Here is a 15,748-nt window from a genome sequence, read left to right as displayed (position 1 = left end):
GTACATGTTTTCAAAATCAACCTGGCTGTTATCCGTCATTCTTTTGTCTAAAAGGACAAGCGGAACTTACAGCCGGGTTGTTTTGTAGATGAACATGTTGCCATATATTTGTAGATGGGGCTCCGTGAGGAGCTTTTGTTGTGCAGGTTAGCATGTTGAAAGTTCCATACATAGCTAATGAATGCAGGACAAGCAGGAAATACTGTGAATATGCAGAATCCATTGAATTAGGAACGAATAAAAGGAGGGGTTTCATGGAACAGCGTGTTGAAATGCAGCTTGGTGGAAGAAAGCTTACGCTTGAGACCGGGCGTTTGGCCAAGCAGGCTAATGCTGCCGTTAAGGTAACATACGGGGATACCGTGGTACTGTGTACTGTGACAGCATCAAGTGAGCCGAAAGATCTGGACTTTTTCCCATTAACGGTGAACTATGAAGAAAGATTGTACGCCGTAGGTAAAATCCCGGGTGGGTTTATTAAACGTGAAGGCAGACCAAGTGAGAAAGCGATTCTTTCGAGCCGTCTGACAGACCGTCCAATTCGTCCTTTGTTCCCGGAAGGCTTCCGGAATGATGTACAAGTTCTGAATATCGTTATGAGTGTGGATCAGGATTGCGAACCGCAAATCGCTGCAATGATTGGTACATCAGCAGCATTGAGCATTTCGGATGTTCCATTCAGCGGACCGATTGGTGGCGTGAAAGTTGGACGTATTGATGGCGAGTTCATCATTAACCCAACGATTGCACAGCTTGAAGTCAGTGATATTGAACTGGTCGTTGCAGGAACCAAAGATGCCATCATGATGGTTGAGGCCGAAGCAAACGAAGTGCCGGAAGAAGTGATGCTCGAAGCAATCATGTTTGGACATGATGAGATCCAAAACATTATTGCTGTAATCGAACAACTCGTGCAAGTTGCTGGAAAAGAAAAAATGGCTGTTAAGTTGCGTACCGTTAATGCTGAAGTTAACAACAGTGTGCGTGAATTCGCCAGCGCTCGTCTGGTCGAAGCGGTTAAAATCGCCGAGAAGCATGCTCGTCAAGATGCAATCGATGTAGTGAATGACGAAACCGTTGCTCACTTTGAAGAGAAATATATTGAAAGTCCGGAATTGCTCAAAGACGTGAAGGAAGTTCTGCACGATATCGTCAAAGAAGAAGTGCGTCGTCTGATCACGCATGATAAAGTTCGTCCGGATGGACGTGGACTTGCTGAAATTCGCCCAATTGAATGTGATACATCTCTGTTGCCACGTGCACATGGTACAGGACTGTTTACGCGCGGTCAAACGCAAGCACTTAGCGTTTGTACACTTGGTGCACTGGGTGATGTTCAGATTTTGGACGGAATCAGTCTTGAAGAAACGAAACGATTCATGCATCACTATAACTTCCCACCATTCAGCGTAGGTGAAGCTCGTCCATTACGTGCTCCAGGCCGTCGCGAAATCGGACATGGTGCTCTGGGTGAGCGCGCTCTTTCCAAAGTGATCCCTTCCGAAACGGATTTCCCGTACACGATTCGTTTGGTATCTGAAGTTCTGGAATCCAACGGCTCATCATCTCAGGCAAGTATCTGTGCCAGCACTTTAGCTATGATGGATGCAGGTGTTCCAATCAAAGCTCCAGTTGCGGGTGTAGCTATGGGTCTGATCAAAGATGGTGATCATGTATCCATTCTGAGTGATATTCAGGGTATGGAAGATCACCTGGGTGACATGGACTTCAAGGTAGCAGGAACACCTGAAGGTGTAACCGCGATTCAAATGGACATTAAAATTGCTGGTATTAATCGTCAAATTTTGTCTGATGCATTGGCGCAAGCCAAAGAAGGTCGTATGCACATTTTGGGCAAAATGAACGAAATATTGAAAACTCCACGTGAGCAGTTATCACAATATGCGCCTAAAATTACAACGATGCATATCAATCCGGACAAAATCCGTGATGTGATCGGTGCAGGTGGTAAAATTATCAATAAAATCATCGAAGAAACCGGTGTTAAAATTGATATTGAACAGGATGGACGTGTCTTTATCGCTTCTTCCAACCAGGAGATGAATGATAAAGCCAAAGCGATCATCGAAGGTATTGTGCGCGAAGTATTGGTCGGCGAGATTTATGTCGGCAAAGTAAAACGCGTAGAAAAATTCGGTGCATTTGTTGAAGTACTTCCGAACAAAGAAGGTCTGGTACACATCTCGCAACTGTCAACTGAACGTGTTGCCAAAGTGGAAGATGTTGTAGCTATCGGTGATTCCATTACGGTAAAAGTAACGGAAATTGACCCACAAGGTCGAATCAACTTGTCCCGTAAAGCAGTTTTGACTGCTGAAGCTCCGGCTCAATCCTAGGATACCGAAGCGACAGGTTATAAATGGATAGATTGAATGAAGAGACAGAATGTGAATTTCTGGCTCTTTTTTTAACGTTTAAATACGTAAAGCAAGGATGAAACCATGGCTCAGCATTCATATTTTTGCCCTTGTCCTCATATGATGGGGACAAAGACGGCGGGAGGATGGAGCTGTGGGAAACCAATCCAAAAAGCTGGCGGCTGTTCTGGCGGGTGTGACTGCGGTCATATTGATCGGACAAGTTGGCAGTGTACGTACATACATTACGGAGATCCGTGATGGGCCAGGTACGCAAAATGCTTTTGACATGTTTAAGGAGGCAACTGGAGAAGATGCGCTGTTGTCTGCGATTCGGGATAAAGCGGCTGAAACGAAAATTGCTCCGGTAAATGCCAGAGTGGATCGGGTATGGAAAGCGATTCCTGGTTATAATGGCATGGAGATTGATGTGGAAGCGACATACCGTAAGGCGCTGAGTGGAACGTTGAATACCAAAATAGCGTATGTCTACCGTCAGATTGAGCCGGAGATCCAGCTTAAGGATTTGGGTGCACATCCGATTTATCGGGGGAATGCAAACAAACCGATGGTTTCTTTTATGATTAATGTGGCCTGGGGGAACGAATACATTAAACCGATGCTGGATACGCTCGATGCCGAGAAAGTGAAGGCTACTTTTTTTCTGGATGGAAGTTGGTTAAGCAAAAATGTTGAACTGGCCAAAGAAATTCAAAAGCGTGGGCATGAGATGTCCAATCATGCATATTCTCACCCCAATATGAGTCGATTGAGCGCAGAACGGGCCAAGCTGGAAATTAGCAAAACCCAGGATCTGCTCCATAAAACACTGGGCGTAGAGAATCGTTGGTTTGCTCCGCCTTCCGGTGACTTTAATCAGAAGACCGTTGACATTGCTTCATCCATGGGACTGCAAACCGTGTTATGGACAGTAGATACTGTGGATTGGCGTAAGCCAAGCCCGGATGCCGTTGTTGCCAAAATTGCTAAAAATACCGAGGCAGGCACGTTAATTCTAATGCACCCTACAGCTGCTTCTTCGGGAGCTTTAAAGGGCATGATTCAATCCATACGGGCCAAAGGTCTGGTGCTCGGAACAGTAAGTGAGACGCTGTCTTCGGAACGTGTAAATACCTCTGCGGTTGAGTGAACGTTGTTTTTTTGTTAATATCAAACAGTTGGAACCCAAATGTCGATTTCAATTTCAAGGTTGAAATCAAGGCAATTATAGAGATGTAGGAGGGCCAACCATGAAAAAAATTCAGCTGGGCAATGGCCTCAGAGTTGTCATGGAACAGATACCGACCTGCCGTTCTGTGTCTTTCGGAATATGGGTCAAGACAGGTTCACGCAATGAGCAACCTGCAAGTAACGGAGTATCACATTTTATTGAACACATGCTGTTCAAGGGAACAGATCGTTATGATGCCAAGGCGATTGCGGAGCAGTTCGATGCGATTGGCGGTAACGTGAACGCATTCACTTCCAAAGAATACACGTGTTATTATGCTAAAGTGTTGGATGAACATTTGCCGATTGCGGTTGATGTATTGTCTGATATGTTTTTCCGCTCCAAAATGGATGATGGTGAATTGATCAAGGAGAAAAACGTCATTCTGGAAGAAATCTCGATGTATGAAGATACGCCTGATGATATGGTTCATGATCTGATGGCCTTGGCCGCCTATGGTGAGCATCCACTCGCATACCCAATCCTGGGTACGGAAGAACGTCTCAAAGCGATGGATTCCAGTCATCTGCGTGCATATATGAAGGAGCACTACACGATTGAGAACACGGTCATTAGTATCGCGGGTAATATTGATGACAGTGTAATCGATCTGATGGAGAAACATTTTGGTGCTTTTGATGTAAATGGAGTAACGGAAGCAGTCACGATGCCAGCCTTCCAAAGCGGACAGCTCTTTCACAAAAAGAAAACGGAACAGAATCATATCTGTATCTCGTTCCCGGGCTGTAAAATCGGAGATCCGCTGCAATTCGCTATGGTTGTTCTGAATAACGCCATTGGTGGAGGCATGAGCTCCAGACTGTTCCAGGAAATTCGTGAGAAACGGGGTCTTGCGTACTCCGTGTATTCCTATCATAGCTCTCATGCGGACAGCGGACTTTTCACGATATATGCGGGTACAGCACCGAAACAGACCAAAGAAGTGCTCGATCTGACCAAAGAGGTTCTGCGCGACCTGGCTGTAAACGGCTTGTCCGAAGATGAACTTCGTAAAGGAAAAGAACAGCTGAAAGGCAGCTTGATTCTGAGCTTGGAAAGCACAGGCAGTCGCATGAATCGTCTGGGTAAAAACGAACTCATGCTGGGCAGACACCATACGCTGGATGAGATGATCACCAAAATTGAGCAAGTTACCATGGACGATATTAACGCGGTACTTGATCTGATGTTTGCTGAACCTTTTGCACTTGCTATGGTTGGCGCTTCAGATAAGACGATCGCTGGATTGAGAAGGGATGATTTTGTTGCATTACGTTCAAATACAGAAACTGCCGGGCAATGAAGATATTAAACTGCCTCAAAAAATGTCGGAGCTGGCATCCGGCTTTGATGTAGTAGCTGCACTTCAGGAAGATGTTGTATTGCAGCCGGGTCAGCGTACGCTGATCCCAACCGGACTTGCGATGGCAATGCCAGCTGGATTGGAAGCACAGATCCGTCCTCGGAGCGGACTGGCCTTCAAACATGGAATTACCTGCCTCAACACACCGGGGACCATTGATGCGGATTATCGCGGAGAAGTTAAAGTTCTGTTGATTAATCTGGGTCAGGAACCGTTCACGATTGTACGGGGAGAGCGCATCGCACAGATCGTCTTCCAGACCGTGCCTGCGGTTGAATTGACGGAAGTGAATGAACTTTCGGAAACGGTACGTGGCGAAGGTGGATTCGGTCATACCGGGAAATAAGCAGCGTAAATATACCCATTCTTTAGAGTCGTCCCTGACAGGGGCGGCTCTTTTTTACATTTGAGAAACAGACGGATGAATGCAATTATTGTTTTCACCCCCCTGTGGGCCCTTGCATACGATAAGGCATACATGTGGTGAAAGGAGTGACGTCCCGATGCTGACCGGAGTCCGGATTGTAGTCCTGGGCGGAGATGCGCGGCAGCTTGAAGTCATTCAAAAGTGCGCTGAGCTGGATGCAACGGTAAGTGTGGTGGGTTTCGATAAAATAGAGCGTTCCATTCCAGGGATCGAGCACCAGGAACTGGAGGATGAAGTGTTTACTTCCGCAGATGTACTCGTACTGCCTGTTGTCGGTTGCGATGAGCAGGGAAAAGTAAGTACTTCATTCAGTGACACACCAATCTATTTGAAAAAGGAACATATTGCAGCATTACCAGAGCATTGTATTGTGTTCACAGGTATGGCAAAGCCGTTCTTGCGCGAACTTTGTCTTGAAAATGGGCTGCGACTTGTTGAAGTACTTGATCGTGATGATATTGCACTTTATAACTCTATTCCAACAGCTGAGGGAGCCATCGCCATAGCTATTCGGGAGACGGACTTCACAATCCATGGTTCGGAATGCATTGTGCTTGGCATTGGTCGAACAGGATTCACAATGGCCAAAACACTGCAGGGACTTGGAGCAAATGTACGGGTGGGAATCAGGCGGGAAGAGGATGCTGCCCGCGCTACAATAATGGGCTGGAAGCCTTTCATGACAACGGATTTGGCCGCTCAGACCGGGGAAGTTGACTTGCTTTTTAATACGATACCGACTATGATAATCACAGCACAAATCCTGTCCAGAATGCCGCAAAAGGCTGTCATTATCGACCTCGCATCCGCTCCTGGCGGCTGTGATTTCAGGTATGCCGATAAACGCGGTATCAAAGCGCTACTTGCGCCTGGCCTCCCCGGCATTGTTGCTCCCAAAACGGCTGGCGGCATTATTGCCGACGCGTTGATCCGTTTGCTTTTGGAAGAACAGAACGCACGGGAGGTTAAATCATGAACTGGCAGGGAAAAACGGTAGGTTATGCAATTACGGGTTCTCATTGTACGTTTGAAGAGGTTATGCCGGTAATTAGCCGCTTCGTAGCTGAAGGTGCCAACGTCATTCCGATTATTTCGAATTCGGTTCTGACGACGGATACACGCTTTGGTACGGCGCAAAATTGGCAAAAACAGTTGAAAGATATAACAGGTAATGATATCATTTCTACAATTGTTGAGGCGGAGCCATTAGGGCCTTCCAAGCTGCTTGATGTGCTGGTTATTGCTCCATGCACAGGGAATACAACAAGCAAGCTGGCTAATGCGATGACCGACAGTCCAGTGCTAATGGCAGCCAAAGCGCAGATGCGCAATCAGCGTCCGCTTGTGCTCGCGATTTCCACGAATGACGGTCTGGGCTTGAATGCTGCGAATATCGCCAAATTGCTCGTGGCCAAGTACTTGTATTTTGTGCCATTTGGGCAGGACGATCCAGTGAAAAAACCAAACTCGTTAGTCGCCAAAATGGAATTGATTCCAGAGGCTTGCTGGAGTGCTCTTGAGGGCAAACAGTTGCAGCCGATGATTGTGGAGCGTTCTTCACAGGCTTGATGGAACAATGATTCGGTGACAACGTTTATGCGCTTGGAGAAATGAAGAAGGGTTCGAGAGACAAAGAAAATCATGGGGGACGATATGCTGGATTGAACAGCTACTATGTCCACGTTCCTGTCTATAAGGCATTCCTGCTTGCGGGCAGTACAGGTTAAGCAAGCGGGAGAGGTCTATTGTGAATGTATGCATCATGACCTCGATAACAACCGCGACCTTTGATTTGCAATTGTCCCAGACAATTACAAAAAATAAGGAGCGGCATGGAATGCCGTATAAAATGCTGAAATTATCGCATCAGAACGCTCCCTAGAGTGATCCATTTGTTGATTTGACCCGTGTCCAGTCTTCTTGCGTACACAAATGGAGGAATAAAGATGCGTATCATGGTACAGAAATTCGGAGGCACGTCTCTCTCCACTGTTCAGGCGAGAGAGCATGTGCTCCGTCATGTTAAACGTGAACTTGAAGCAGGATTGAGTCTGGTCATCGTTGTGTCTGCGATGGGGCGCCGCGGCGAGCCATATGCGACCGATACGTTGCTGGACTGGGCTGCACAGAACGGAAACGCACTATCCGCACGCGAAAAGGATTTACTGCTGTGCTGTGGTGAAATCATATCGGCGACAACGTTGAGCAGTTTACTCGAACATGAAGGCATTCCAACTACAGTGCTGACCGGTGCACAAGCAGGTTTTGTGACGGACGACAATTTCGGGAATGCCCGGATATTGGATGTCCGTCCTGTTCGTGTGTTGGAGCAGCTTCAGCTCGGCCGTGTCGTTGTTGTAACCGGATTCCAGGGGCAGACAGAGAACGGAGACTTCACGACACTGGGTCGTGGGGGAAGCGATACGTCTGCTACAGCTCTGGGGGCAGCATTACGTGCTGAAATGGTGGATATCTACACAGATGTGAACGGGATACTTACCGCTGATCCGCGAATTGTTGAGGATGCACGTCCACTGACTGTTGTGAGTTATGCAGAGATCTGTAACATGGCCCACCACGGGGCCAAGGTAATCCATCCACGTGCGGTTGAGATTGCAATGCAATCCCAGATTCCAGTACGGGTAAGATCTACTTTTGCAGACACGGAAGGAACGCTGGTTACGCATCCGGAAGGATTCCAGGATGTGCAGACAGGCATTGTTGACCGTTATGTAACAGGCATAGCCTACGTGAGCAATGTAACGCAAATTACGGTGGATGTGCCTGGTGGTGGTGCAGATCGATTGCAACTTAAAGTGTTCAAAACCATGGCAGAGAATTCAATCAGCGTTGATTTTATTAATGTTACCCCCTCGGGAGTTGTCTATACGGTTTTTGACAGTGATTCCGAGAAAGCCATACAGGTATTGCAGGAGATAGGTCTCAAGCCACAAAGCCTGTCCGGTTGTGCCAAAGTGTCCGTTATTGGCGGAGGCATTAATGGTGTACCTGGAATTATGGCTCGAATCGTGGAGTCCTTGACACTGGCAGACATTCAGATCCTGCAATCGGCAGATTCGAATACAACGATCTGGGTACTCGTAAAAAAAGAAGATATGGTTCAGGCCCTGAGGGCACTTCACGCCTCATTCGAACTTCATTTGTAAATAACTGAAGTTAGAGGAGCCAAACCTGTTTTGAAGGAGGAATCGAATTGGACTTTGGAAGATTGATTACAGCAATGGTCACTCCGTTCAATGAACAAGGAGAGATTCATTGGGAGGAAACGGCACGTCTAATCGACTATCTGATTGCAGATCAAAAGTCGGAGACACTTGTGGTTTCTGGAACAACAGGGGAGTCTCCAACACTTAGTGATACTGAGAAAGTTCAATTATTCGAATTTGCAGTGAAACATGCGGCCGGTCGGTGCAAAATTATAGCCGGAACGGGAAGCAATAACACGGCACATTCCATCCATTTGACACAGGAAGCTGAACGTGCCGGAGTGGATGGCATTTTGTTGGTTGTTCCGTACTACAACAAACCTAGCCAAGAAGGTTTGTTCAAACATTTTGAAGCGATTGCAGGCTCCACCAAGCTGCCCATTATGCTCTACAACGTGCCTGGGCGTACAGTAACCAGCCTGTCAGCAGAGACAACGCTTCGTCTTGCACAGATTCCTAACATCGTCGCTACGAAGGAATGTGCGTCTATGGAGCAGGTTACGCTGATTGCAGCAAGTGCTCCAGAGAATTTCAGAGTTTATTCCGGTGACGATGCTTCAGGCTTACCAGCGATTGCGGTTGGAGCACATGGAATTGTCAGCGTGGCCAGTCATGTCGTAGGGGCAGAAATGAAGAAAATGATTGACGCCTTCTATGGCGGAGCACCTCTTCAGGCTGCTCAGATTCATCAGCAGTTGTTCCCGGTGTTCAAAGGCCTGTTTGAGTGTCCACAGCCTCTTCCAAACCCCGTAGCGGTGAAATATGCGCTGACATTGCGTGGTCTAGACGTTGGTTCCGTACGGTTGCCCCTTATTCCGCCAACGGAAGAGGAGCAAGTTTATATCAAAGGTTTGCTTAATTTGTAATCATTTTGGTTGTATATGGACTATTTTATTAATCGTGGGAATATCCTTCAGATCAGCAAAAGAACCGCTCCTCTTCGTAGAGGCTGCGGTTCTTTTTTTTACGAGTAATGTGAGGTTTCTTTTCCACTGCTAAAGGGAAACCTACAGGTTAACGATAGAGTGACTTGTTTTTTTTGTTTTTAATCATGTATAATGATGTCAAGTGACTGGGTGCGGTATTTTTTTGAAATTGAAAGCGACATCGTTTCGTGGTGCAGCTTTGCGGTGAAAAAGGAAGGAACGGCTAAGAGGGAATTTTCAAATCCAACTTGTTGGTCAAAGGGAATAACTTCGAAGAACTTCTTCCAAATATCGTGAATAAAGGTGTTCTTTTGCATTCATCCCGATAGGTGGGTATGTGATGTATGGACTACTTTTCTTAACTTACAATAAATAATAAGGTACGACGTCCAACTACCATAGGAGGTTTAGATTCATTTGTCTAAGAAAAATAATAACGATAAACTGATGATTTTTGCTTTGGGCGGCGTAGGCGAGATTGGTAAAAATATGTACGTCATCCAATACGCCAACGACATTGTAGTCGTAGATGCTGGTCTTAAATTCCCGGAAGAAGATATGCTTGGTATTGATATTGTCATCCCTGACATTTCTTACCTGACTGAGAACCGTGACAAAGTAAGAGGAATCATTCTTACTCACGGACATGAGGATCACATTGGTGGTCTGCCATATGTTCTCAAACATCTGAATGTTCCTGTATACGGAACAAGACTTACGCTTGGACTTGTAGAAAACAAGTTGAAAGAAGCGAATTTGCTGGGTGAAACAAAACGTATTCTGATTGATGCTGATTCCGAGATCCAACTTGGATCTGTTCTGAAAGCATCGTTCTTCGCTACTAACCATAGTATTCCGGATTCAGTTGGTGTATGTGTCGAAACACCGGAAGGTGCAGTTGTTCACACAGGTGACTTCAAATTCGATCATACTCCAGTCAATGGTCAATATGCAGATCTTCAGCGTATGGCACAGATCGGAACAAATGGCGTTTTAGCACTGTTGTCCGACAGTACAAACGCTGAGAAACCTGGATTCACACCATCGGAGAAAAATGTGGGTATCGTTCTGGAAGATATCTTCCGTAAAGCTAGTCAACGTGTTGTTGTAGCGACATTTGCTTCCAACGTACACCGTATCCAACAAGTGATCAATGCAGCAGAAGTGACTGGACGTAAAGTTGCAGTTATCGGACGCAGCATGGTGAATGTGGTTGGTATTGCTTCAGAACTGGGTTATCTTGAGATTCCGGATGGCATGATCATTGAACCTGAAGAAGTAGGCAAGATGGCAGCTGATCGTGTCGTGATTCTCTGCACAGGAAGTCAAGGAGAGCCAATGTCAGCACTGACACGTATGGCTCGTTCCACACACCGTAAAGTGGACATCCTGCCAGGTGACACCGTCATTATCGCAGCAACACCGGTTCCAGGTAATGAAAAATATGTAGGCCGTACGATTGATGAACTGTTCCGTCTGGGTGCTAACGTGCATTACAGCGGTGCTAACAGTGAGTGGTGTCCACGTATCTGGTCACGGTAGCCAGGAAGAGCTGAAACTGATGCTCAACCTGATGAAACCGAAATTCTTCTTGCCAATTCACGGTGAATTCCGTATGCAGCGTCGCCACGCGGTTCTTGCTGAATCTGTAGGGGTAGAACCTGAGAACATTTTCATCACGGATATCGGTGAAGTGATTGAAATTCAAGGTGGAGCAGCACGTAGAGCAGGTAAAGTTACTGCAGGTAATGTGTTGATCGACGGCTTGGGTGTAGGCGATGTGGGTAACATTGTACTTCGTGACCGCAAATTGTTGTCACAAGATGGTATCCTTGTTGTTGTGGTAACACTGAGCAAACAGGATGGAAAAATTGTTTCCGGTCCTGACATCATCTCTCGCGGATTTGTGTATGTACGTGAATCGGAAGGACTACTGGATGAGGCCAACCGGATCGTTAGCAGCACATTGCAGAAGTTGATGAGTGAGAACGTTAACGAGTGGGCTTCACTCAAAACAAATGTTAAAGATGCACTGGGACGCTTCCTGTATGAGCAAACTCGTCGTAGACCGATGATTTTGCCAATCATTATGGAAGTTTAAAATAAGCTAAACAAAAACATATATTCAGGCACACAGTCGCCCCTTCTCTACGAGTAATATTGGACGGTTCCTCGTAGAGAAGGGGCTTTTTTGCGTTTTCAGGAAGAACTGCAATAGGGTCAATATGTGAAGCAATTTGATGTAACGGGTATAAGGCGGTTGGAAAAATCCCCATACTAAGGAAATACATTAATGTTTCTGGAGAAGGGGATTATTGAAATGAATGAACGTATGAATGGCAAACAGGCGTCAAGATCCAATCAACCGGAAGTTGAAGCACCGGAGATTCCGATTCAGGAGGACAAGGCCATCTCTCCCGTGACAGAGACTATTCAGCAATTTGGGCAGACACAGTCGCCTGCAGGTGAATCGAATATTTTCTGTATGACCATTATTGGACAGGTCGAAGGGCATTTGATTTTGCCGCCACAAAATAAAACAACAAAGTATGAGCATATCATTCCACAGCTGGTGGCCGCAGAACAGAATCAGCGTATTGAAGGTATACTGATCATTTTGAACACGGTAGGTGGAGATGTAGAGGCGGGTCTGGCCATTGCAGAGATGATTGCTTCTCTAAGCAAACCTACGGTTACTGTGGTCATTGGAGGCGGGCATAGCATTGGAGTACCGATTGCTGTAGCTTCAACATATTCCCTGATTGCGGGAAGTGCAACGATGACGATCCATCCGATTCGGATGAACGGCCTTGTCATTGGTGTACCTCAAACGTTTGAGTATATGGAAAAAATGCAGGAGAGGGTTGTTCGGTTCGTGACTTCGCATTCGAATATCTCTGAAGAGATGTTCAAAGAACTAATGTTTAAGACCGGTGAGCTAAATCGGGATATTGGTACAGCTGTAGGAAGCGCAGATGCAGTGAAATATGGATTGATGGATGCAGTAGGCGGAATTGGGCAGGCTATTGCTCAGTTAAATCAGCTCATAGGAGACAAGAGACAGACTCTGCAAGCGGGAGGTTATACCCAATGACATTATATACAGTGATGCCCCCGGAACAACTCTGGTCGGGAATGTGGAAAGAGGGCGAAGATACAAAGGAGATCAAGATGAATGGTTTATTGATGCAGGTGAGACCTGTTAATGACAATGAAGCCGTTATCGTACGTTTGCTGGATTGTCCACTTGAAGCCTATCTCAATCCTGCCAATATGCCCGGTTCGACCATTCCGCTTTCGGGTAACTTGGGATCAGCATAACGCGACGAATTCAGACAAATTGAGCAGAAAAAGAACATATGTACGGATTATATTTGTATGGTATAATATTCTTCTGGGGGTGACCTGATTTTGGCCAGAAGAAAAAAGAGGAAAAAAAAGGGCGCTGGTTTTAGTGGCGTTTTAAAATATGAAATTTACGGGATTGTGCTTATTACCCTTGCTGTCATAGCATTATCGGGTGAAGCCACCGTTGGACGTTCGCTTTCCAAGATGTTCGGACTGATGCTTGGTAAGTTTTATTTTGCGATTCCACTTGTTGGTATTTATTATGGTCTCATGGTGATGATTCACCGGAAATGGCCGAGTGGCTGGACCACACGCAAGACAGGACTTGTTTTGCTGGTCTTTGCCTTAACCTTGATGAGTACTGTCTCTGCAATGCACCAGAAGCTCATTCCGGTTGGTGCGCTTGAGCCTGGTGCTGTGATTACGCAGGTACATAATGATATGCAAACCGAGTTGCTAACCCCTGCTGCGCCAGGGGAGAGGGACTCCATGCTTAACAAGGACATCAGCGGTGGTTATCTCGGAGCTGGACAATTTGCTCTTTTCCTGTGGCTGTTCGGCAGCCTTGGGGCGAGACTCATCATGATTGTCATGTTTATCATCAGTTTTATGCTGATTACGAGTCTATCTTATGTGGATCTGATTCGAATATTCCGAACCAAGATCTGGGATGCCGGGAGTTCGATGTACAAGAAGCTGGAGTCGAGGCCCTCTGCACGTTCTGCTTCGGCATCTGATGGAAGGAAGAAAGGTAACGCTCGTAAAGTGGTGCCTGTTCCTGTTGAAGATGACGAAGACGAGTATGAGGATGAATTAGAGGAACAGCATCTGCCAAAACGAAAAGCGCCAATATTCTTCCAACTTTTCGGGAAATGGGGAGCTAATCGTGAACAGGCGACATCAGGACGTGAAATGGATGAGGTCGATTCGGCAGAAACAGAACAGACTGTGTACCGCGCCGAACAAGATCACAATGTAGAGGCGTGGCAGGATGCGACCGAAGACGTAGCGAACAAATCAGCTTCATCACGTGTTCCTGTTCAGGCTAAACCTAACTCAGCGCCGATCATTCGAGACTTTTTCGAGCACGTTAGAGCAGAAGAGGCAAGCATTGAAGATGATCTGGACGATGCTTATCCGTTCCCGGATGATCTGGCCGATCCAAACGTAGTACAACAGGGCGAGCATGCCATTAAAATAACGGATGAACTGGTAGAGACAGAGTGGTCTGCATCCGATGCGGGTACGAACGGGTTGAATGCTGTGGATGAGATTCAGAGTGGAGAAGAAGTACCTAATGATGCAATGCAGGGAACAGATACTCCTACTCCTGAAGGGCAGGACACACAACCGGTGAAACCACCACCGCCACCTCCTAAGCCGTACAAGCTGCCGTCATTCCGTCTCCTTGCCAAGCCAAACAATGGGGGCAAGGCGGGTGACCAGAAGGATTATATGCAGACAGCACGCAAGCTGGAAGCTACACTGGAGAGTTTCGGTGTTCGCGCCAAGGTGCTTGAAGTGGTCCGGGGCCCTGCCGTTACAAGGTATGAAATTCAGCCTGATATTGGTGTTAAGGTCAGCAGGATTGTCAGCCTAACTGATGATATCGCGTTGGCTCTGGCGGCAAAGGATATTCGGATGGAAGCACCGATTCCCGGGAAGTCCGCTATAGGTATAGAGGTACCTAATGGCGAGGTGTCGGTTGTAACGATGCGTGAAGTAATGGAGACGGCAACGTTCCAGGATGCAGAATCCAAAGTGACCATTGCATTTGGCCGAGATATCTCCGGACAGACGATCATTGGTAACTTGGCTCGTATGCCCCATTTGCTGGTCGCGGGTGCTACAGGTTCCGGTAAGTCGGTGTGTATTAACGGAATTATTACCAGCATATTGTACAAAGCCAAGCCGGATGAAGTGAAGTTCCTGATGGTCGATCCCAAGATGGTTGAGTTAAACGTATATAACGGAATTCCACATCTGATGGCACCAGTAGTAACTGATCCTAAACGAGCGTCACTTGCTCTCAAAAAGATTGTGGTTGAGATGGAGAAACGATATGAACTGTTTTCCAAATCAGGCACGCGTAACGTCGAGGGCTACAATAATCTGATGAAAGATAATCCTGCGGCTGTTCTGCCTTATATCGTTGTCATTGTGGATGAGCTTGCAGATCTGATGATGGTTGCAGCCGGAGATGTGGAGGATGCCATTGCACGACTCGCTCAGATGGCTCGTGCAGCCGGAATCCATCTGATTATAGCCACACAACGTCCTTCTGTTGACGTTATTACCGGGGTAATCAAGGCTAACATTCCATCGCGGATTGCCTTCGGCGTATCCTCTCAAGTCGATTCCCGAACGATTCTGGACATGGGTGGGGCTGAGAAACTGTTGGGCCGTGGAGACATGCTGTTCATGCCTATGGGCGCATCAAAACCGGTTCGTGTACAAGGTGCCTTTATGAGCGATGAAGAAGTAGAGAATATTGTAAACTACGTACGTGGTCAAGGTGAAGCGCAGTATGATGAGTCCATTGTACCTGAAGTGGATGATTCCATTCAGGCAGCAGATGAAGTACAGGATGAGTTATATGAGCAAGCTGTACAGATTATTTTGGAGGCAAAACAAGCATCAGTCTCCCTGTTACAACGTCGTATGCGGGTTGGTTACACACGTGCAGCGCGTTTAATTGACTCCATGGAAGCCCGGGGTGTAATTGGTCCTTATGAGGGCAGCAAACCAAGGGAAGTACTGGTTTCACTTGAACAGTATCAGCAGAATAAAATAAGCTCGTAGTGTAACATGTAACATGGTTACAACGAATCGTTTAAGCCCTCAACCG

The 15,748-nt window shown here is 46.7% G+C and carries 11 protein-coding genes and 1 pseudogene; all 12 read left to right on the top strand.

Annotated features, from left to right (window positions below):
- Positions 1 to 254: 254 nt before the first annotated feature.
- Positions 255 to 2,357: a polyribonucleotide nucleotidyltransferase gene (gene pnp / locus QF041_RS09040; RefSeq protein WP_307413660.1), complete on the top strand. Its 2,103-nt coding sequence runs from the start codon at positions 255 to 257 to the stop codon at positions 2,355 to 2,357.
- A gap of 175 nt (positions 2,358 to 2,532) precedes the next feature.
- Complete coding sequence (locus tag QF041_RS09035; protein WP_047842504.1) at positions 2,533 to 3,528, top strand: polysaccharide deacetylase family protein; 996 nt, start codon at positions 2,533 to 2,535, stop codon at positions 3,526 to 3,528.
- A 100-nt stretch (positions 3,529 to 3,628) separates the two neighbouring features.
- Positions 3,629 to 4,912, top strand: coding sequence for a M16 family metallopeptidase (locus QF041_RS09030; protein WP_062833834.1), 1,284 nt, complete (start codon positions 3,629 to 3,631; stop codon positions 4,910 to 4,912).
- Positions 4,872 to 5,318: a dUTP diphosphatase gene (gene dut / locus QF041_RS09025; RefSeq protein ID WP_017689132.1), complete on the top strand. Its 447-nt coding sequence runs from the start codon at positions 4,872 to 4,874 to the stop codon at positions 5,316 to 5,318. The genes QF041_RS09030 and dut overlap by 41 nt, the downstream gene beginning before the upstream one ends.
- Before the next feature lie 157 nt (positions 5,319 to 5,475).
- The gene (gene dpsA, locus QF041_RS09020) at positions 5,476 to 6,375 is read left to right on the top strand and encodes a dipicolinate synthase subunit DpsA (protein ID WP_307413656.1); all 900 of its coding nucleotides are present in this window, start codon (positions 5,476 to 5,478) and stop codon (positions 6,373 to 6,375) included.
- Entirely contained in the window at positions 6,372 to 6,968 is a 597-nt protein-coding gene (locus QF041_RS09015) for a dipicolinate synthase subunit B (protein ID WP_062833836.1), read from the top strand. The genes dpsA and QF041_RS09015 overlap by 4 nt, the downstream gene beginning before the upstream one ends.
- 377 nt (positions 6,969 to 7,345) lie before the next feature.
- Positions 7,346 to 8,566 (top strand): aspartate kinase, encoded by a 1,221-nt coding sequence (dapG, locus tag QF041_RS09010; RefSeq protein WP_036670402.1) that lies wholly within the window; start codon positions 7,346 to 7,348, stop codon positions 8,564 to 8,566.
- Positions 8,567 to 8,613: 47 nt separating this feature from the next.
- Positions 8,614 to 9,492, top strand: a complete 879-nt coding sequence (gene dapA / locus QF041_RS09005; protein WP_307413653.1) for a 4-hydroxy-tetrahydrodipicolinate synthase — start codon at positions 8,614 to 8,616, stop codon at positions 9,490 to 9,492.
- Positions 9,493 to 9,969: 477 nt separating this feature from the next.
- A pseudogene (locus tag QF041_RS09000) lies at positions 9,970 to 11,653 on the top strand (ribonuclease J).
- A 219-nt stretch (positions 11,654 to 11,872) separates the two neighbouring features.
- Entirely contained in the window at positions 11,873 to 12,646 is a 774-nt protein-coding gene (locus QF041_RS08995; protein ID WP_223869123.1) for a ClpP family protease, read from the top strand.
- Positions 12,643 to 12,873 (top strand): YlzJ-like family protein, encoded by a 231-nt coding sequence (locus tag QF041_RS08990; protein ID WP_036670404.1) that lies wholly within the window; start codon positions 12,643 to 12,645, stop codon positions 12,871 to 12,873. The genes QF041_RS08995 and QF041_RS08990 overlap by 4 nt, the downstream gene beginning before the upstream one ends.
- A gap of 90 nt (positions 12,874 to 12,963) precedes the next feature.
- On the top strand, positions 12,964 to 15,702 hold the full coding sequence (locus QF041_RS08985; protein WP_307413650.1) for an FtsK/SpoIIIE family DNA translocase: 2,739 nt from the start codon (positions 12,964 to 12,966) through the stop codon (positions 15,700 to 15,702).
- Positions 15,703 to 15,748: the final 46 nt, after the last annotated feature.

Source organism: Paenibacillus sp. W2I17, from assembly GCF_030815985.1.
Classification (GTDB): Bacteria; Bacillota; Bacilli; order Paenibacillales; family Paenibacillaceae; genus Paenibacillus.
Note: the sequence above shows the minus strand (reverse complement) of the source record. Positions and strands in the feature narration are given on the sequence as shown.

What these genes read in the sequence shown, in the direction of transcription:
- pnp (WP_307413660.1), top strand. Translation starts at nt 255, where the DNA reads ATGGAACAGCGTGTTGAAATGCAGCTTGGTGGAAGAAAGCTTACGCTT.
- QF041_RS09030 (WP_062833834.1), top strand. Translation starts at nt 3,629, where the DNA reads ATGAAAAAAATTCAGCTGGGCAATGGCCTCAGAGTTGTCATGGAACAG.
- dpsA (WP_307413656.1), top strand. Translation starts at nt 5,476, where the DNA reads ATGCTGACCGGAGTCCGGATTGTAGTCCTGGGCGGAGATGCGCGGCAG.
- QF041_RS09015 (WP_062833836.1), top strand. Translation starts at nt 6,372, where the DNA reads ATGAACTGGCAGGGAAAAACGGTAGGTTATGCAATTACGGGTTCTCAT.
- dapG (WP_036670402.1), top strand. Translation starts at nt 7,346, where the DNA reads ATGCGTATCATGGTACAGAAATTCGGAGGCACGTCTCTCTCCACTGTT.
- QF041_RS08995 (WP_223869123.1), top strand. Translation starts at nt 11,873, where the DNA reads ATGAATGAACGTATGAATGGCAAACAGGCGTCAAGATCCAATCAACCG.
- QF041_RS08990 (WP_036670404.1), top strand. Translation starts at nt 12,643, where the DNA reads ATGACATTATATACAGTGATGCCCCCGGAACAACTCTGGTCGGGAATG.